Source organism: Reyranella humidisoli, from assembly GCF_019039055.1.
Taxonomy (GTDB): Bacteria; Pseudomonadota; Alphaproteobacteria; order Reyranellales; family Reyranellaceae; genus Reyranella; species Reyranella humidisoli.
In genome coordinates this window covers 2,494,499-2,514,125 of sequence record NZ_JAHOPB010000001.1, presented here as the reverse complement: position 1 = coordinate 2,514,125, position 19,627 = coordinate 2,494,499, and the positions used below count along the sequence as shown (strand labels likewise).

Genomic DNA, 19,627 nt, shown 5'->3' with positions numbered 1-19,627 from the left:
GTGTAGGGCGACCTAGTTGAACGAGCTTTTCAGGAATAGCAGAATTGTGCCCTGATCGTACTGGTATGCATTGTCGAAATTGGCCTTGGCGCCGATCGACGTCCGGTCGGTGGCTGCGTATTCGAAGCCCAGCCGCAGGCCGAAGGCGATGCCTGTGTTGCTCTGGGACGGGAAAATCGGCGCGATCGCGATGGCTCCGCTCGAGGCCAGTATGTTTGCAGCGTTCTGCAAATAGTAGTTGTTCGGGAAGAAGAGCGCGGAACTCTGCTGGATGCTCTGCACGCCCAGCGTGGCGCCCGCACTGTAGGTGAACTTGCCCGACGTCTCCGTCCAGTCGACGGGGAAAGTCAGGCTGTAGAAGCTTTGCGGGCTGAAATAGCCGCCCTGGCCGAAAGTGAAATAGCTGAGGTTCTGGTTGTAGCTGAGGTAGGTGGCCGAAATTCCGACCTTGAGTTCCTGGTTCTCGTCCTTGACGGGCCGGAAGTAGGCACCCGAGGTGAACTCGTAGGACTGGTTGGTCGGGACGTTGTTGCCGGTGTAGTAGCCGTAGGCGAACTTCGTGTAGATGCCGAGCGTCTGGTCGTCGTAGCTCACGATCGCTTCGCCACCGTTGCGGATCACGCCGCCCCAGGTCGTGCCGGTGATGGGATCGGTTACACCGGCATAAGAGAGAACCGAATCGGTGACCGCCCGGCGCGACGCCTCCAGTTTCATGTTCATCTTGTCGCCCAGCGGCTGGTTCCAGGCGAGGCCGCCGACGATATTGGTGATCGGGAAGCCGAGCGGCGTGCTGCCGACATCCGCGGTGAGGCGGCCCCAATCGAGGCCCATGCCGAAGGCGATGCCCGTCGCCCGCGCGTTGTTGGGCTGAATGACACCGGCCAGTCCGACGATCGAATTCGCGCCGTAGCGCGCCAGGGTCGACGGGTCGGCTGCGATCGTTCCAGCGTCGAGCGTGACCGGCATGACCGTCGGCACGAGGGCCGCGTTGCCGACGGGAATGCGCGCCTTGACCGGCACGTTGAGTTCGTTGACGCGGCCGAGGCCCGATTCGCCGGACCGGCCGCGGAAGCCCAGTCCACCGTCGACGATGATCGCCGTCTGCTTCTTCAGCGAATTGAGTTCGCGGTCGATCTCGCGGCTGAGCGGATCGGTGTCGCCCATCGAGCCGGACGGCGCGCCCGGCGTCCCCGGCAAGGGCGGCGGCGTCATGGCGGTCACCGAGGCGCTCGCACCGCTCTCCCCGCCCGGCCGCCGCAGGGGCACCAGCGGATTGCTCTGTGCGACCTGGATGGGCTCGGCGCGCACCGGCCCCGCCTGTGCCGTCAGCACGGCCGGAGTCGCCAGCGACGGACGGTCGAGCGACATGACATCGGACCGGCTGGGCGCGCCATCGGCGACGGTGGGCGAAGACTTCTTCCCGGCAACGCGCCGTTCGAATTCGGCCATCAGCGCGGCGTCGTCGCTTTTTCCGACAGGTCGAAGCGCCGCCACTTCCGGCGCGCGCTCGGGCGTAGTCGCGCCCGCATTGGCGACGGTACCGCGGGATGGCTCTGCCGCCGCGCGCTGGACGGGCGCGCTGCCGGTCGACGCCGGCGCAGGAAGCGGAACGAGCTCGGTCTGGCCGAGACCGCGATTGAGCTGCTGGGCGGTTTCGAGGGCGCGCTTGGCGCCCGTGGTGTCACCGCGCGCGCGCAACAGGCGGGCCTGCACCATGTAGAGGCGCGGATTCTGCGGCTGCAGGCGTAGCGCCTCGGCCAGCCAGACGTCCGCCCGCTCGTAGCGCCTGAGATCGATGGCGACGTTCACGGCCTGCTGCAACGTATCGGGATCGGCCGGCGACGACACCATGATGCCGTCGAGCACCTGGATCGCCTGCTCGCCGAAGCCCGAGTCCTTGTAGACCCGCGCCAGCGCCAGCCGCGCGCCAACGCTGGGCGACGGGCCGGACACATAGGGCAGCAACACGTCGTAGGCCGCCGTCAGGTTCTTCTGCTGGCGCAGTCGGTCGGACTGCTGGATGGCCAGCGACTCCTGCAGGCCGGCCACGTCCCGGCCGCCGGTGTTCTTGGATATGCGCGCTAGCAGCGCGTTGGCTTCGGCGTCCTGGCCCGCCTCGGACGAGGCGTAGAACAGGGTGCGCAGCGTGTCGGCGCTGAGGTCGTTACGAACCTGCAGCCGGCGCACGACCGCCATGGCCTGCGCGCGTTCGCCGATCTTCGCCAGCGCGAGCGCGGCATTGGCCTGCTGCGCCGGCGTGGCATTCGCGGCGTTGGCGCGCGCCGCCAGCGTGGCGCGCGCTCCCGCATCGCCCGCTTTGGCCGCAGCGATGAGCTGGTCGGTATCGCCGGCATTGCGCAGGTCGTTGCGCAGCGTGTTCATCCGCGTCGAGCGCTGGTTGACCGGGATCCGGTCGAGCAAGGCGACGGCTTCGCCGGTGCGCTGCTGTTCGGAATAATAGACGGCGGCCGCGTAGAGGCTCTCCGGCCGACCGCTGGCGACCAACTCGTCGATCAGCGCCTGCCCTTCGGCGGCCCGCCCGCGCTTCACCAGGAACTTCGCGAGATCGTAGCGGATCCATGGGCTGGACGAATCCAGGCGCATGGCTTCGCGGAAAAGCTGTTCCGCGCGCTCGGGCTGCGAACGCTCGAGGCCCACGGCCTGGGTGCGCAGGCGCTGCGCGGCCTCCTGGCTGCCGTCGGACTGGATGCGATTGCGCACCGAGGGATCGAGGTTGGCGAGCAGCGGCTCGGTGCGGGTGTCGCGGCCCTGCGCGGTCAGGACCTGATAGAGCCCGGCCTGCGCTTCCTTGTTGCCCGGATCGCGGTTCAACGCGTCGCGATAGTAGCTTTCGGCCTCGCGCGCCTTGCCCTGGCGACGGAGCAGATCGCCCATCAGGGCCTGCGCCATGCCGCGTTCCTTGGTGGTGCCGGTGTGATCGGCCAGCGGCCGGACGATCTTCTCCGCCTGGGCGAAGTCGCCCCGGTCGCGCAGCGCCACCGCATCCCGGTAGGACAGCCAGAAGTTCGCCGACTCGAGCGCCGGCGCCCAATCGGCGGCCCGGCTCGGCGCCAGCTTGATGGCCTTGTCGAGTTGGTCCTTCGCGTCGGCAAACCGTTCCTGACGCAGGCGCACGATGCCGATGCCCGCCACCGCGTCCGCGTTGCCCGGATCGGATTGCAGCACGGCCTCGAAGCGCGCGACCGCCTGGTCGTTCAAGCCCTGGTCGGAGAGCCGGTAGGCTTCGTTGAGCGCCGCACCGATCGGGTCCTGTCGCACCGGCCGCTGCGAATCGATGAGCCTGTCGCGCACCATCGTGTCGCCGGGGAAGCGCTTCAGATAGGACTCGAAGAAGGGCTTGTCCTGCGGCCCGACCGTCAGCCAGAGCATGGCCTGGCGCATCGCCTCGAACGAGGCCTGTCCGACCGCAGGGTCGCTGGCCAGTTCAGCCAGCAATACGATGCCTTCGCGCCGGGTCTGCTCGTTGTAGGTCAGCACGCGGGCATAGGCGAACTTGGTACGGGAGGTCGCATAGCTGCGCTCGGCCAGCGCCTTGAGGCGGATTCGCGCCTCTTCCCAGCCGGTGCCCGTCCCGGCCAGCGTCTCGTAATACTCGACCGCCAGGTCGAAGGGCGGCGGGCCGCCGCGAAAGGCGCGCTGATAGGCAGCGATCGCGCGATCGTAGGCGCCCGCCGCGGCCAGCCGGCGGGCCTCGGCCAGGGCCACCTCGTCGGTCTGACCGATCGCCATCGCGCGTTCCAGTTCGGCCGCCCGAGCATCGCCGGGATCGATCTGGCGCAACCGTTGGATCGTGGCCCGCACCTGGTCGAAGCGCTGGCTCTGCAATTCGATGGAGCCGAGTTGGAACAGCGCCTCGGTATTGTCGGGCTGGCTCTCGAGGATCTTGCGCAGCGACTGCGCGGCGAGGTCGGGGCGATTGCGCTCGCGCCACATCGTCGCCTGCTCGAACAGCAGGCCATAGATCGAGGAAGAGGTCGAGGTATCGGCCGAGGCGGGCGGCGCGGCCGATACTTCGGACGCGGCCAGAACGACGACCGCGCTGGCGAGAACGCTCTTCAGGGCGCTTCTTCGCTCGGATCGGTCAGTCCTCGTCATAAGCCCCCGGACTCAAACGGTTTCCGTTGGTGGATTGGGTAGTCCCCGAACGAGAATTCGGTTCGCCCGGTGCGCGGAGAAGCGCTCTATGGTCACTGCAAAAATCAATATAACACAAATCACGCAAATGAAGGCAGCAAGCTCAAAAGATCCCGCAAGCCATTGAATTCGCCACCAAATCGGCAGACCACCGACGAACTTCCTGATCCCGGATGTATAGAATTCGCCCTTACCGCCTGTCAGATAATAGAAATCGCCCTGCACGTTGGCGACCTGCTCGGGATCGCCGAGCTGGTTGCTCATTTCGACGAGGTTGGCCGGCTGGGTGCTGCCGACCATGACGACCAGCCGGTCGGCGTTCAGCGGAGACCAGAAGCTCGTGAGGTAGGCGTAGGGTTTGCCGAGATTGGCCTTGGCCAGTTCGGGTGCCGCCCCGCGATAGTAGGGTGCCCGGGGATCGACCGGCTGGAGCTGGCGCTGCAGGAACGTGAGGCCCGGTCCGGCCGTGACGCTGGCGCTGGTGATCTGCACCGAATTGTTGGCGCCCCATTCCTTCAGCAGCGGCTGGGACGACTGCAACCCGATGACGATCAGGTCGCGGTCGGCCACCTCGTCGACGCGGGCGGCGTCGGCGACCTTGAAGCGGGTCGGCGCCACGCCCGTGGAATCGGCCATCATGCCCAGCAGATTGAGCATCGCCTGGACTTCCTCCGGCGCGGAAGTCTCCGGCATCACGAACGCGGTGCTGGAGAGATCGGCGTAGCGGGTGAAGGGAAAGCCCGCGTTGGCGAACAGCGCCAGGTTCGGGAAGGCGGCGAAATGGGCGACGCGGCTGAGGTCGATGGTCGAGTTCGGGTCGATTCCGGTGCGATCGCTCCAGTCGAGCATCTCGCAGTCGGCATCCGCCTTGGCCCGCAACTCGAACATGAAGTCGAGGTGGTTCTGGCTAGCAAGCTGGAAGCCCGGCAGCAGCACCTGGCTCACGCGGTCGTCGGCTTTGCCGGGGAACAGCCATTCCTTCAGCCGCGATAGCACCTTGAGCTTCGGCTCCAGGGGAATCTCGCCGACGACCTTCCGGTTCAGGTCGACGAAGACCCGCGAATTGCCGGCATCGATCCAGCTGTCGTCGGCGCGACGGATGTGCAGATACATCGTGCCGCCGGAGAGGGCGCCGAAGAAGAGGTCGGGCGCGGTGCGAAAGGAGATCTGCGGCGAGTCGATCAGCCGTCGGCCGCTCAGGGCGCCGCCATCGGCGAGCTCGCCCAACCGCACCGGGCGATTGCTGGGAATCCATTTGGGCGCGTCATAGGCCTGGCGCGGCGGCGGCAAGGGCTCGCTGGCGGCCGACCAGCCACCAGTCAGCCGCGCCCCTGCCGTGGCCAGGGTCCCGGCGGCGGCCTGAAGTTCCTCGGCGTTCTCGCCAACGATCAGCAGCAGCTTGCTGTCGACCTGGGAAGGATTGGCGACCACCGCGACGCGCGGTCCCTGGCCGGGAATGGCGGCGATGCCGGCCGGATAGTTGCCGCCGGCGACCAGCACCACGGCATTGCCCGCTGGTAGCCCGGTGTACTGCACGGGAAACGAAGCGCCCTTGGCCCCGGCGATCAGGCCGAAGTAGCCCGCCACCATTCCCGCCGCCTGGATCACGCCCGGCTCGGGATTGGCCGGCAGGACGAACGGCAGGCTGAGCGGCAGCGGATCCTTCGGGTCGGCGAAGGGGCGCGGCAGGAAGGACAGGTCGTCGGCCAGCGGCAGCCGCGTCGTGCTGAGGAAGATGAACGTCGCGGGCTCGATGTTCACCCAGATGGATTTGTCGCGTTCGAGTTTGCAGGCGGTTGCGCCTTGCCCCTTCAGGGTGAAGCGGAACTGCAGGCGGTTGTCGGTGCTGAGCAATGCCGGGGTGAACGTGAATTCGGCCCGTGCCTTGGGGCCCCTCGCCTTGCCGAGCGCGACCGTGCCGATCGGCTCGTTGTTGAGGAAGACCGCGAGTTCGCCATCGTCTCGGGCGACCGCATTCGAATAGCTGAAGACCAGGCTGATGCGTGCGGCGACGAAGGCATCGTCCTGACGGGTCGTGAAGGTGACACCCGACTCGGCCGCGGCACCCTCGAGATGAAGGGCCCCGCTCCGGATGTCGCGCAGCCGGATGAGCTGGCTGCGACCCTCGCCGGTGCCGGTGAACATCGGATAGCCCGCCGTCGGCAGCGGCGTGGGAATGGGCAGGATGTCGGGCCGTCCCGATCCCGCCGCCGGCGGGACGGGGGTTGCCGTAACGGACGGTGCCGCCGGCGCCATCCCCGCGGCAGGAATGCCGGCGGGCGGAGCAACAGTCGGGGCCGGCGCGATCGGCGCCGGCGCGGCGGCGACCGGGGGTGTCTGCGGCCGCTGGGCGCCGGCCGGCACGGGACTGGTCGCAGGCGGAATGGTCGGCGGCACGACCGGCGTTGCGACGCTGGCCGGCGGCATGGGGGTGGTCGTCGGCAAGGGAGCAGATGGCGCCGGCCCTACAGGTCGAGAGCCCTGGGAATCCGTCGGCGGAATGACAGCCACGCCCGACGGGATCGAGGGAAAGGTAGACGGCAGCTCGAACTTCGGCGTGAGCTGGGCCGGTTGCGAGAGTTGAACCTGCGGCGAGTTTGCCTGCGGTGGAAAGAAAGTCGGCGGCTGCGAGCCCGCGCCCGCCGGCGGATCCAGGGCACGTTGCGCGGCGGCAGGGGCGACGATCGCGAAAACAAGGGCCATCACTGCGTGACGGACCGTTGCGGACCTCACGTCGGCCTCGACGGCGCCGCCAGCGGTTGCTGGACCACCTCCCGCGAACGACGGATGTTGCGGAAGGCCATCCCGGCCAGACCGCGAATGGCGCCCGACAGATCGATCAGCGACTTGCCGACGGTATCCGGCGGCCGGTCGTCCCAGTTCAGCCAGGCATCGGCACGCCCGAACACGGCGCTCACGATCGTGCGCTCGTCGTCGAGCGACTGGGGCATGAATTCGAGACGGACCTCTCGACCCTTCACCGCCACGACGCGCGCGGGAACGCCGGAGTCGCCCTCGATCTGCTCGAAGTTGACGAACACCTCTTCGTTGATCGTCACGTCGGTCGCGTCGTCGTCCATGCGCAACAGGCCGCCGCCGAGGGACAGATCCTCGGTGCGGCCCAGCAACGACCGGCGGCCGTCGAAATAAAGGGCCACCGGCTGCCTGATCCGCACGCGTGGCTGGGCGCGGACCTGTCGTCGCTCGCGGCCGACGGCCAGCGCGGCGAAGACGGTGAAGGCGCTGTAGAAGCACCAGAACAGGTTCATCCAGAGCACGGGCGCATCGCCCGGGAACAGTTCGGTGAAGATCAGGCGATAGACGCCGACGCCGATCGCGCCCAGCAGAACGACCGCCAGGATCATCAGCGGCCGCATGATGGGCGTATCGTAGAGTTCCTTCTCGAGGATGCCGCCCTTGCTGGTGACGTTGAAGCTGCCGGCCTTGGGATTGATCAGCGCCAGCAGCGTCGGTCCCATGATGTGAAACAGCAGCACGTTGTCGTAGATCTCACCCCAGAACGAATAGCGGTAGCGTCCGTCGAGCCGCGACTGCGTACTCAGCGTGTGGAACATGTGCGGCCCGGCATAGACCAGGACCATGAGCGCGCTGGCGACGATGATGTTCTGCGAGGTGACCAGGTACGCCACCGGCGCCGTCAGGAAGACGAAGCGCGGCACCGGGAACAGAAAGTACATCATCGCATTGAGGTAGCAGATGCGCTGGCCGAAGCTCAGGCCCCGCCCCAGCAGCGGATTGTCGGTGCGGAAGATCTGGATCATGCCGCGCGCCCAGCGCATGCGCTGGCCGATATGGATCGAGAGCCGCTCGGTCGCCAGGCCCGACGCCAGCGGCCAGCGCAGGTAGGCGGTGTTCCATCCCTTGCGATGCATGCGCAGCGAGGTGTGGGCGTCCTCCGTCACAGTCTCGACGGCGATGCCGCCCACTTCGTCGAGGGCGTCGCGGTTCAGCACCGCGCACGAGCCGCAGAAGAAGGTCGCGTTCCAGAAGTCGTTGCCGGGCTGGATCAGGCCGTAGAACAGCTGGCCCTCGTTGGGCACGCGACCGTAGGTGCCGAGATTGCGCTCGAACGGATCGGGCGAATAGAAATGGTGCGGCGTCTGCAGCATGCCGAGCTTGCGGTCGCGCAGGAACCAGCCGACCGTCATCTGCAGGAAGGCCCGCGTCGGGATGTGGTCGCAGTCGAAGATGGCGATCAGCTTGCCCTTGGTGACCGTCAGCGCGTGGTTGATGTTGCCGGCCTTGGCGTGCTCGTTGCTCGGCCGGATCAGGTAGCCGCAGCCCGCCGCCTCGGCGAAGCGCTTGAATTCCGGCCGGCGGCCGTCGTCCAGGATGTAGACCTTGAACTTGTCGGCCGGGTAATCCATCGCCATCGCCGCCAGCACGGTCGGCTTCACCACGTCGAGGCTTTCGTTGTAGGTCGGGATGTAGACGTCGACCGTGGGCCATTCCTTGACGTCGGCCGGCAACGGCGCGGGCTGCCGTTCGAGCGGCCAGAGCACCTGGAAATAGCCGATCATCAGCACGATCCAGGCATAGACCTCGGCGGCATAGAGGCCGTAGCCGAACATCATGTCGAACGGATCGATGAAGCCCAGCGTCTCGGTCGTCCGCCACCAGAGGTAACGGGTCGACACGATGGCCGACAGCGTGACGATGATCAGGGTCGCGGTGCGATTCTTGAAGCGGTTGACCAACAGGAAGATGGCGGCCGTGAAGACGGCGAAGATGGCCTGCGTCTGCAGGTCGAACGGCGTGATGATGACGAAGGCGGCGGGCACCAGGGCGACGACCGAAACCAGCAGATAGAAGAGCCTCGTGGCCAGGGAGACCGGCCGCGTTTCACTGGGCAGCGCGTCGCTGGGTGAGGTCATGCCGGCCCCGGGTCTCCACTGGAAACGAGCAGTCCCTGGATTGCCGCGGCCACGCCCCGCACGTCCGCCGCCGCCTTGCTCACGGGCGCCCGGTCGACCAGGAGCTGCTGGTGGGCGACGGCATCGCCGAAGCTGTCGTCGTAATTCACGATGCCCATCATCGATTGGCCCAGCCGGCGCCGCAGAAGCGCGATCACCTCGCGGGTCAGCTTGCGCCGCATGTCCACGAGGTTGAACACGTAGCGCACCTCGCGTCGCCCATCCGCCGACCGCACACCGAGGAAGCTCGCGGTCTCCACCGCCGAGAGCAGCGACACAGAGGTGGCGTCGGCCTGCAGGATGACGACGTCGAGGGTCGAGATCGACCGGGTCTGCTCGAGGAAGACCGACGGACCCGGCGGCGTATCGATCACCACGACGAAGCCGCGCTCGATGAACGGCGCGAGCGTGTGGGCCAGCCAGTCGCCGTTGCGGGCGAGATGGTCGGACACGGCATGAAGCTCGGCCGCGTTGACCTGCCCGTACGGCAGGACGAGAAGATTGGTGCCGGCCGTCAGCACGCCCTCGCGGATGGAGCGACCGTGCACCAGACAAGGCGCCCAGCCGCGGTCGTCGGCGAGCTGGATGCCGGCATGCAGCCGCATCGAATTCTGGACGTCGAGATCGACCACAAGCACCCGCAGCCCCGAGCGCGCCAGCACGCCCGCGACGTTGATGCTGAGGGAAGTCTTGCCTACACCGCCCTTGGGCGAACAGAAGCAGACGACCGACATCACCGTGCCAGTCGGTCGAACAGTCCGTTGAGACTGTCGCTCGACGCCGGCTTGGCCGCCTGGTCGGCCCGTTGGGTGATAATGCGGCGAATGTCGCCCAGCGATCTCACAGGGCCAACGGATGCCGCAGGGACCCGAGCCGGCATGGCCGGAGTGGGCCGGGGCGCGGGGCCACGCCACCCGCCGCGATCGACGGCTTGCAGCGGCGCGGCAGCCGGCGCGCGGTCGAAAACGTCGGCCAGCAGATCGTGGCCGGGCGCCTGCGCGATCGCCAGAGGCACGTCTTCCGGCTCGGCGATTGGGCCATCCTTGCCGAAAATGGCATCGATCAGGGGTGCTGACATTTGATCCGCCGAGCTTTCGAATTCCCGATAGGGCGTGCCGGTGCGGCCTGTTGCGTCCAGGAGATGGGCGACGTCATCGTTGTTCTTGATCGTCATGTCCGTATCTCGACCCTATGATTTCGATACACCATCCTTCGTGCTCCGTCACGCATCCAAGCACAATATACGCTATATATCAGTGCATGTTAGCGCCCGTCCCTAAAGCGGTGTCGCGGACCGCGCAACGGAGGTCGGCGAGATGAGCACGAACCGGGGTCTTGCCCGCCGCGGCTTCCTGGCAGGGTCGCTGGGGAGTGCGTTGGTCGCAGCCCCCTTCGCGATCTCGCGCGCGGCACCGCCGGGCTTCTCCGGCGATCCCTTCACCCTGGGCATCGCCTCGGGCGCGCCGCGCGAAGACGGCGTCGTTCTGTGGACGCGCCTCGCGCCGCAGCCGCTCGAAGGGGGCGGCATGCCGGACACACCTGTCGCGGTCGACTGGCTGGTCGCCGAGGACGAATCCTTCTCCCGGATCGTCGCGCGGGGCACCGAACAGGCCGTCCCGGCGTTCGCCCATTCGGTTCATGCGGACGTGCGCGGCCTCAAGCCGGGGCGTCCCTACTGGTACCGGTTCCGTGCCGGCACCGCCCAGAGTCCGACCGGCCGCACCCGCACCGCGCCCGCCGCCACCGGCGCCCCGCAGAGGCTGCGCTTCGCCTTCGCCTCGTGCCAGCAATACGAGCAGGGCTATTTCGCGGCCTATCGCGATATGGCGGCGCGCGACCTCGATCTCGTCATCCATCTCGGCGACTACATCTACGAGAAGTCCTGGGGATCGCGACTCGTGCGCCGGCACGAAGTCGGCATCCCGACGACGCTGCCGGAATTCCGCGACCGCTACGCGCTGTACAAGCTCGATGGCGACCTGCAGGCCGCCCACGCCGCTGCGCCGTGGCTGTCGATCTGGGACGACCACGAAGTTGCCGACGACTATGCCGACGACCGTTCCTACACGACGCGCGATCCCGCGCATTTCCTGAAGATGCGGGCGGCGGCCTACCAGGCCTACTACGAGCACATGCCGCTGACGGCCTCGGCGCGGCCGCGCGGCCCGACCGCCACGATCTACGAGCGCTACCGGTTCGGCGACATGCTCGACGTGATGCTGCTCGACGACCGGCAATATCGCTCGGCGCCGGCCTGCGTGAACGGTGCGCGCCCCGTCACCGTGCCCGATTGCCCCGAGCGCACGCTGGAGGAGCGCACCATGCTGGGTCGCGCGCAGGAGGCGTGGTTGGACACGCAGATCCGCAATTCGAAGGCACGCTGGACCGTCGTCGCGCAGCAGACCCTGATGGCCGAGCTCGACCGGCCGACCGAGAGCGCGCATCGCTTCTGGATGGACGGCTGGGACGGCTATCCCAACGCGCGGCGCCGCCTGCTCGACTCGATCGCCACGCACCGGCCGCGCAACCCGATCGTCATCGGCGGCGACCGCCATGCCTTCTTCGTGGCCGATCTCGCCCGCGACCCCACGCGGCCAACGGCACCGCCCGTCGCGACCGAATTCGTCGGCACGTCCATCACCTCCGAAGGCCCCGGCGCGAAGGGCCTGCGCGACGCCCTCGCGGCCAACCCTCATGTGAAGTACGCGCGCGGCGACCGCCGCGGCTACGCCACCGTGGACCTTACGCCGGCGCGCTGCACGGTCGGCTTCGAGGTGATCGACGACGAAAAGAAGAAGGACGGCACGGTCGCGCGGCTCGCGACCTTCGTCGTCGAGGATGGCGCGGTGGGCGCGCGGCAGGCTTAAGGACCGGCGCGAACGGCATGCCGTTGGCGTTCGTGAACCAACTCGCGATCCGCCTGATGGGAGGGCGGCCTGACGAGTCCTACCGAAACAGGGTCGTAGCCGCGAGCGGGCCCAACGTCATCACCGCCGCCATGATGAAGGCGGCGACATCTTTCACCTGAAGGGATGCCTCGCTCCCTGCCCGGTCGGTGCCGAAGGTCGCTGTCCGGTCCCGGTCGATAACGGTTGTGTTCATGGAACTCTCCTTCCCGGTTGATTCGTGATGCCGGGCAACAGGAAGGCGCAGGCCGGATTGCGGCAGGGCTTGGCAAAAAGTTCGAACTGATGGTTGGGCCGTGCCTATCGCCCGGCATCCTTCAACAGGTGGGCACCATCGTCGGCGGTCCCCGCGCGATCTCCCCGCCCGAGCGTTTCTTCGGCGACGCGGCGGAGGCCACTTCGCAGAGGGGGCGATCCCCCAGAGCAGCTGGACTTTGACGGAAAAGTGCGACGCGACGGCTGCTCGTTTCCGGTAGCGCCACGTCGGATTTCTGGACAAATTTATGGTTCCCGCACCTTGATCGCGGGGGCGAGCAGTCTCGGGGTTGAAGCGGAATGGCGACCTTCATTGCGACGAACACCACCACCACCACAACCACAAGCAATGGCTTCGTGTTTCCCGGAACGGACGACGAGCTCCTCGTTCCGCTGAACATCATCATCATAGCCAGCAGCGCTGGCTTCGTCGGCGTGACAGGGCCGGGCGGCGGAACCGTCCAGAACAATGGCCGGATCCTCGGATACGATGCCGGCATTTCGCTCGGCGCCCAGAACCAGACAACCACCATCCTGAACTTCGCCGCCGGGACCATCGGCTCGACTATCGGCTCCGCCATCGTCGCCGTCGCCACCGGTGCGAGCGGCAGCGTCGATATCCAGAACGCCGGCATCGTGAGCGCGGCCGCGCCCACCAGCAGCGCGATCAGCGTCGACGGCGCCGGGCAGATCGTGAACAACGGGCTCGTAACCTCGGCTGGCCTCGCCATTTCCCAGGTGGGCAGCATTGCCACGACCTCCCTCTTCTCCCTCGTCAACGGCATCACCGGCACGATCATCGGCGGCTACGATGCCGAGGGCAGCCTCGTCACCGAGCAGATCCTCAACGGCGGCCTGATCAACGGCGATCTCGTGCTGGGCGATGGCGATGGCGCCTCCTTCAGCAACCTGGCGACGGGCTCCATCACCGGCGCGACGGTGGGCAGCGGCGGCGACGTCACCTTCGGCGACGGCGACGACGGCCAGTTCCTGAACCTCGGCACGATGGGCGCGCTGACCTGGGGCAACGGCAACCAGGCCTATGGGCTGAACTACGGCACGATGGGCGGCATCACCTTCGGCGACGGCGACGGCGCTTTCTTCGGCAATGCCGGCACCATCGACGGCAACGTGCAGCTGGGCGACGGCACCAGCCAGATCTTCGACGCGACGCTCGGCAGGATCTCCGGTTCGGTCACCGCCGGCTCCGGCGGCGCCGTCATCGTGGGTGCACAGAACGGCGGCCAGCTGACCGGCGGCGCCGGCGACGACGTGCTGATCGCCAATCCGACGCAGCAGATCGGCTACAACGTTGTCGCGACGCTCGACGGCGGCGGCGGGAGCAACGCTCTCTACGGCGGTCAGGGCACGAATCTCTTCCTGTCGGGCAATGCCACCTACAATCAGATCTGGGGCGGTGCCTCGGCAGCGGACACGAGCCAGTATTCCAACAACACGGTCGACTATGGCGCCATCACCGGCGCGGGGCGCGGCATCTACGTCGACCTGCATCACGGCCACAACGCCTATGTGATCGACAACGGCACCTACACCTTCGTCGATTCGATCGCCAACGTCCCCAACGTCAATGGCTCGGACGGCGTCGACATCATCCAGGCCAGCAACAAGGCCGGCATCTTCGACGGCCGCGGCGGTGGCGATCAATTCTACGCCGGCACGAGCGGGGACACGTTCGTGTACACCGCCTATGGCGACAGCAATCTGGTGACGGGCTACGACACGATCGTCGGCTTCCATAGTGGCTCTGACACGATCGACGTCTCGGCGCTCGGCTTCACCAGCGCCAACGTGCTGATCGAATCCAACGCGACCGATACGGTGCTCTACCTGCAGAGGACGCCGGGAAGCTTCGATTCGGCGACAGACCTGGCGATTTCTTTCACCGCGCCCAACGCGCTCACGACCGCCGACATCGCCTTCGCCTCCAGCGAACCCAACGGCTGGTCGTTCTTCGACTACAACAGCTATTACGGCACGGGCTATCCCGATCCTGCGTACATGCCGACCGGCATGACCCCGTTCTCCGACAACATCAACGTGGGGCTGGTGCTGGAGCGCGCCTTCGATCCGACCCGGTTGCTGCAGAGCGACTGGGGAACCCGCCAGAAGGCGCTGGCCCTGCTGGGAGACGATCCGTTCTCGGTCTACGGCGCCCGCGAGCAGGATTACAACGACCTCATCTCGGCTCTCGACGAGCTTCAGATCGCACGCTCGACGAACCCTGCCTACGAATCGTCTGCCCACTCTCGTACAGTCTGGGTCTCCCTGACGCCGACAGAGTTCTCCACCCTGTTCGGGACGAAGCTGTTCGGGACGCCGCCCAACCCGGCCAATGCAGACAGTTCTTGGTCAGACCTTTACTGGAACGGCAATCTCGTCCTCAATCCCGCCATCTCGACGCTGGGTACGGTCAAAGGCCTCTCGTTCGACATCGACTACATTTACAACATGGCCGCGGTCGTCGGAGCGAATGGCACACTGCCTGATGGCACGCTGCCCGACGGCACCGTACCCGCCAGCACCTACACGATCCCCCCCGGTCCGCAAGGCCAGGGCAACGGTGCGAATGACGGCAGCCCCTTTCCGGTCAATCCGCAGATCGTCGCCGAGCGCTACAACTTCCCGCTCATCTCCCATGCCCATGTACAGACCGGCAAGCTCGGTTTGATCGAACCGGGCATGGGCACCGACACGTATGGCGCGAGCGGCGCGAGCGGCCTCGCCATCCCGAACACCGACAGCGGCTTCGCGCAGCTGCTTGACCAGTATCGCAATACGATCAAGGTGACCGATACCAATGGCGCCCACGTCATCGGCCAGCAACAGGGCGGCACCTTGTCCGGCAACGCTGACACGAGCGAGCGGTCGCTCGACGTGGGCGTGGCGACGGCCATCAATCCGAACAGCACGCTGGCGCTCTACGCGGGCTCCGGCACCGCGGACAATGCCGGCGCCTCCGTCTACACCGCCTACCAGTCGGCTTTCTTCGACCGGGATCCGGCCTCGGTCGTGTCGTCGTCGTTCCGCTTCACGGCGGCGCAGGCCGGCGTGGATTCGCCGTTCCTGTGGGCCGCCCGCGAGCTGATGATCGACGCGGCTCTACGCAACATCACGGTGTTCCAGTCGAGCGGCGATGGCGGCTCGAGCTATGCCTTGGGCAACGGTCTCACGAACACCTCGAACGCGCGGGCCAGCGAGTACAGCGTCATTGTCGGCGGAACGTCGACAAGCACCGTCGCCGTCGCCAGCGGTGATCCAACACTGAACGGACAAAGCACCAATCCTGCCTTCACGAACATCCTCGGCCTGGCGCAGGAGGGCGACCTGGGCATCCTCTGGCAGCTCGTCGCCGGCGGACTCACGACCCCACCCCCCACCGGCACGGACACCGGCACCGACGGGGACTGGTTCGTCGAAACGGTGTGGAACCACTACAACCTCCTCAGCCCGGGGGTCTTCGATCCCAGCTACACCAGCAACGATGCAGGCAATGGAGGCGTGGACTACACCCAACCCACGCCCTGGTACCAGAGCGCGTTGCTGCCCTTCGCGCCGCCGGTCACCACCGATTCAGCCCATGTCACCGGTCGCGGCGTGCCGGACGTAGCGGCGCTGGCGAGCGGGAACACGTTTTACACCGTACCGACCCCCGACCTGCAGGGGACACGCGGCGACGGCGGCACGAGCGCCGCCACGCCGCTCTGGGCCTCGCTCGCCCTCCAGATCAACGCCGTCTTCAATGACCAGCACCTGCCGGCCCTCGGTTACATGACGGATCTGCTCTACATCGCGGCCGCCGTCGCGCCGGCTTCCTTCAACGACGTCACCATCGGCAACAACAATTCCTCGTACGTCGAAGGGGGGGAACCCCTGGGACTGACCGCAACGAACATCGGCTACGCGGCCGGCCCCGGCTACGATCTCGCCTCCGGTCTCGGCTCGCCCAACGGCCTGCTGCTGGCCCGCGCTCTCACCGCCATCGCGCAGTCCCAGATGAACTATTCGGAGACGGTGCCGGACGTGGCGGATCTGAACGGGGGCAGCTGGGAAGCCGGCACGCGCGAGACGCTGCTCGTGCAGACGACGCTTCACAATCCCACCGGTGTGGCCTCGACGACGGGCGGCACCGTGTCGGTCTCGGCCGGCGACGAGACGCTCGACTTCATCAGCCGGGCGACCGATGCCTATGCCTGGACCTCGCGCTTCGCGGGCCAGGTCGAGCAGGAGGGGTTCGCTTCCGACCTGATGGTTCTGTTCGACAGGCAGCAGCAGGGCGCCCTCCACGAGTTGACGGTGGAGGCGGGCGACGCGCTTTCGGTCGCGATCAACGGCAGCCAGGCCTCCGGGTCGGCCGGCCTGCTCACCAGCGATTTCGGATTCATCGACTTTCAGACCGCCGACGGCAGCACTGTGCGCCTGGCGCGGCCGGTTGCCGTCGCGGAAACGGTGCAGGTACCGACCGTCGATCCGGATCAGCAGCCGGACGGCACCGCCATCGTGCGTCTCCGCCAGTCCGACACCGACGCCCTCGCCGTCCGCTTCTACAAGGTCGACGACTACACCGGCGCGGTCGGCGGCATGAAGCCGGGCGACGCCGGATATGCTGCGGCTGCCCTCGCAGCCGCGTACACGCTCACCTCGGGCGGCTCGGTATCGGACCCGACCTCGGCGACCGGACCGGGCTACGGCCAGCCCGGCGAGGCGACGTTCCAGGTGCGCCCGGGCGACATCATCGCCATGCAGCTGCAGAACATCACAACCGGCAACACGTACTGGGCCTTCTCCCAGGCCAACGAGACGGCCGGCGGACAGCCGGTCGGCCACCTGTGGAACTACGGCCTCAACACCTGGGGATGGGAAGCGGGCGCGGGCGGCGGCGACCACGACTTCAACGATCTCGTGGTCCAGCTCGACTTCACCAGCGCCTACGGGCACGGCTATCTGATGAACTGACTGGCGGTCCGGCACCGCGGCCTGCCGGCGCTGTCAGGACAGGGCCGCTCGCCCCCGTCTCGCGTTCGGGCAGCCGCCGGTCGCCGCAGACACGACGCGTCGTGAGGCATCGTACCACCTGCCGCTCGAGGCGGAGCGGCAGCTGATGAAGCGAAAGAAAGAAGGGTGGTACCCCCGGTCGGGCTCGAACCAACACTCCGTGAGGAACCTGATTTTGAGTCAGGCGCGTCTACCAATTCCGCCACGGGGGCACATCGTCGTGCGCGGCGAATAAAGCCGATGGGCGGAACCGGGTCAACGCTTGCGAGCGGACTTTCTGTCCGCTCTTATGCGGCCCTCATGCATCCCTATCATCACGCCCGCACCCATCCCGACAAGCCCGCCTACATCATGGCCGGCAGCGGCGAGACGGTGACCTACCGCCAGCTCGACGAGCAGTCGAACCGCATTGCGCAACTCTTCCGGTCGCTCGGCCTGAAGGCCGGCGACCATGTCGCGCTGTTCCTCGAGAACAATCCGCGCTTCTTCGAGATCTGCTGGGGCGCCCAGCGCTCGGGCCTGGTCTACACGGCCATCAGCTCGCGCCTCACCGCCGCCGAGGTCGACTATATCGTGACCGACTGCGGCGCCCGGCTGTTCGTCACCTCGACGTGCCTGGCCGACAAGGCCGCGGAGCTGGCGCCGCTGATGAAGAGCGCGCCCCATCGCTTCATGATCGGCGGTACCGTGCCCGGCTACGAGTCCTGGGAGGAAGCGGTCGCGCGCTTTCCCGCGACGCCCATCGCCGACGAGACGGCGGGCCACGACATGCTCTACTCGTCGGGAACGACAGGCCGGCCCAAGGGCGTGATGCCGGTGGTCGAGAAGCAGGCGATCGACTTCGACAACCCGCTGCTCGCGATCAGCCGCAAGCTCTACGGCATCGACAGCAACACCGTCTATCTGTCGCCGGCGCCGCTCTATCATGCGGCTCCGCTGCGCTTCAACATGAGCGTCATGCGGCTGGGCGGAACGTCGGTGATCATGGAGCACTTCGACGCCGAGGAATATCTGTCGCTCATCCCGAAGCACAAGGCGACGCACACGCAGGTCGTGCCAACGATGTTCGTGCGCTTCCTCAAACTGCCGCAGGAGGTGCGCGCGAAGTACGACGTCTCCTCGCTGAAGTGCGCGATCCACGCCGCCGCCCCCTGCCCGATCCCGACCAAGGAAGCGATGATCGAGTGGTGGGGCCCGATCGTCTGGGAGTATTACGGCGGCACCGAGGGCAACGGCCTCACCATGTGCAATTCGCAGGAGTGGATGGCGCACAAGGGCACGGTCGGCCGCGCCATCGTGGGCAAGCTCAGGATCTGCGACGACGAGGGCAACGAGATGCCGACCGGCGAATCCGGCACGGTCTATTTCGCCGAAGGCCGCCCGTTCGAGTATCACAACGACCCGAAGAAGACCGCCGAGTCGCGCCACCCCAAGGGCTGGAGCACGCTGGGCGACGTGGGCTATGTCGACGCCGACGGCTTCCTGCACCTCACCGATCGCAAGGCCTTCATGATCATTTCCGGCGGGGTGAACATCTACCCGCAGGAATGCGAGAACCTGCTGATCAATCATCCCAAGGTGATGGACTGCGCCGTGTTCGGCGTGCCCAACGCCGACTTCGGCGAGGAAGTGAAGGCCGTCGTGCAGCCGCGCGACATGGCCGAGGCCGGTCCCGCCCTGGCCGAGGAGCTGATCGCCTACTGCAAGCAGCACCTCTCCGCCATCAAGTGCCCGCGCAGCATCGACTTCGAGGCCGAACTGCCGCGCCATCCGACCGGCAAACTCTACAAGCGCCTTCTGCGCGACCGCTACTGGCAGGATCGGACGAGCAAGATCGGCTAGGCGCGTCGCCAGACGGGTCTGGACTTAACTATATAACCGGTTATATGGTTGACTCATCGAAAGAGAGGTTGCCATGACGGCGGAACTGCGCGCGCTGAATGCCAGGTTCATCCATAATTTCATCACCAACGACGTGCCCGGGCACGACGCGATCCTGCACGAGGACTTCATCTGCATCTCGCCAGCCGGCCTGCGGATAAGCCGCGCCGACTATCTGGAGGAATGGGCGGATGGCTTCGATCCCGCCCGCATCCCCTACTTCGACTATCGCGACGAGAAGATCGACGTGTTCGGCGACACCGCCCTGTTGCGCTCGACCAACAAGAGCGTGCGCGTGCGGGACGGCGTCGAGATCACCGGCATGACCATGTACACGGACGTCTATGTCCGCCGCGACGGCGTCTGGAAGTGCATCCAGGCGCAGATCACGCCTGTCCAGCCCGCCCACTACCCGCCCGACGAAACGATCGTGAAGAAATACGTGAGGGGCATGGCCCAGCCGTAGAGGCCGCGCGCCCTGCC

At 66.9% G+C, this 19,627-nt stretch carries 10 protein-coding genes and 1 tRNA gene; 4 read left to right on the top strand and 7 right to left on the bottom strand.

All coding sequences use genetic code 11. The features are described from left to right. Positions 1-12: 12 nt before the first annotated feature. The 5 genes from KQ910_RS12175 to KQ910_RS12155 all read right to left on the bottom strand — a co-directional run bounded on the left by KQ910_RS12175 (position 13) and on the right by KQ910_RS12155 (position 10,263). Positions 13-4,116, bottom strand: a complete 4,104-nt coding sequence (locus KQ910_RS12175) for a cellulose biosynthesis protein BcsC (protein ID WP_216960200.1) — start codon at positions 4,114-4,116, stop codon at positions 13-15. A 12-nt stretch (positions 4,117-4,128) separates the two neighbouring features. Further along, entirely contained in the window at positions 4,129-6,582 is a 2,454-nt protein-coding gene (locus KQ910_RS12170) for a cellulose biosynthesis cyclic di-GMP-binding regulatory protein BcsB (RefSeq protein WP_216960197.1), read from the bottom strand. Positions 6,583-6,884: 302 nt separating this feature from the next. Beyond that, positions 6,885-9,050 carry a UDP-forming cellulose synthase catalytic subunit gene (bcsA, locus tag KQ910_RS12165; RefSeq protein ID WP_216960194.1) on the bottom strand — a complete coding sequence of 722 codons (2,166 nt, stop codon included), beginning with the start codon at positions 9,048-9,050 and terminating at the stop codon, positions 6,885-6,887. Next, complete coding sequence (locus KQ910_RS12160; protein ID WP_216960191.1) at positions 9,047-9,823, bottom strand: cellulose synthase operon protein YhjQ/BcsQ; 777 nt, start codon at positions 9,821-9,823, stop codon at positions 9,047-9,049. Before KQ910_RS12160 ends, bcsA begins: the two co-directional genes overlap by 4 nt. Further along, positions 9,823-10,263, bottom strand: a complete 441-nt coding sequence (locus KQ910_RS12155) for a hypothetical protein (RefSeq protein ID WP_216960188.1) — start codon at positions 10,261-10,263, stop codon at positions 9,823-9,825. The genes KQ910_RS12160 and KQ910_RS12155 overlap by 1 nt, the downstream gene beginning before the upstream one ends. A gap of 142 nt (positions 10,264-10,405) precedes the next feature. Here KQ910_RS12155 and KQ910_RS12150 point away from each other — a divergent pair, with 142 nt between their 5' ends. Then, positions 10,406-11,956 carry an alkaline phosphatase D family protein gene (locus KQ910_RS12150; protein WP_216960186.1) on the top strand — a complete coding sequence of 517 codons (1,551 nt, stop codon included), beginning with the start codon at positions 10,406-10,408 and terminating at the stop codon, positions 11,954-11,956. Between the two features lie 79 nt (positions 11,957-12,035). Here KQ910_RS12150 and KQ910_RS12145 read toward each other — a convergent pair whose 3' ends face one another. After that, a complete protein-coding gene (locus tag KQ910_RS12145) occupies positions 12,036-12,191 on the bottom strand; it encodes a hypothetical protein (RefSeq protein ID WP_216960183.1) in 156 nt (51 codons plus the stop codon). Between the two features lie 359 nt (positions 12,192-12,550). Here KQ910_RS12145 and KQ910_RS12140 point away from each other — a divergent pair, with 359 nt between their 5' ends. Continuing rightward, complete coding sequence (locus KQ910_RS12140; protein WP_216960180.1) at positions 12,551-17,224, top strand: M10 family metallopeptidase C-terminal domain-containing protein; 4,674 nt, start codon at positions 12,551-12,553, stop codon at positions 17,222-17,224. Positions 17,225-17,390: 166 nt separating this feature from the next. Here the strand turns inward: KQ910_RS12140 and KQ910_RS12135 are convergent. Beyond that, a tRNA-Leu gene (locus KQ910_RS12135) sits at positions 17,391-17,475 on the bottom strand. Positions 17,476-17,563: 88 nt separating this feature from the next. On the opposite strand from KQ910_RS12135, the gene KQ910_RS12130 reads away from it, so the two are divergent. Continuing rightward, entirely contained in the window at positions 17,564-19,105 is a 1,542-nt protein-coding gene (locus tag KQ910_RS12130; protein ID WP_216960177.1) for an AMP-binding protein, read from the top strand. A gap of 73 nt (positions 19,106-19,178) precedes the next feature. Further along, on the top strand, positions 19,179-19,610 hold the full coding sequence (locus KQ910_RS12125; protein WP_216960174.1) for a nuclear transport factor 2 family protein: 432 nt from the start codon (positions 19,179-19,181) through the stop codon (positions 19,608-19,610). The last annotated feature ends 17 nt before the right edge of the window (positions 19,611-19,627 follow it).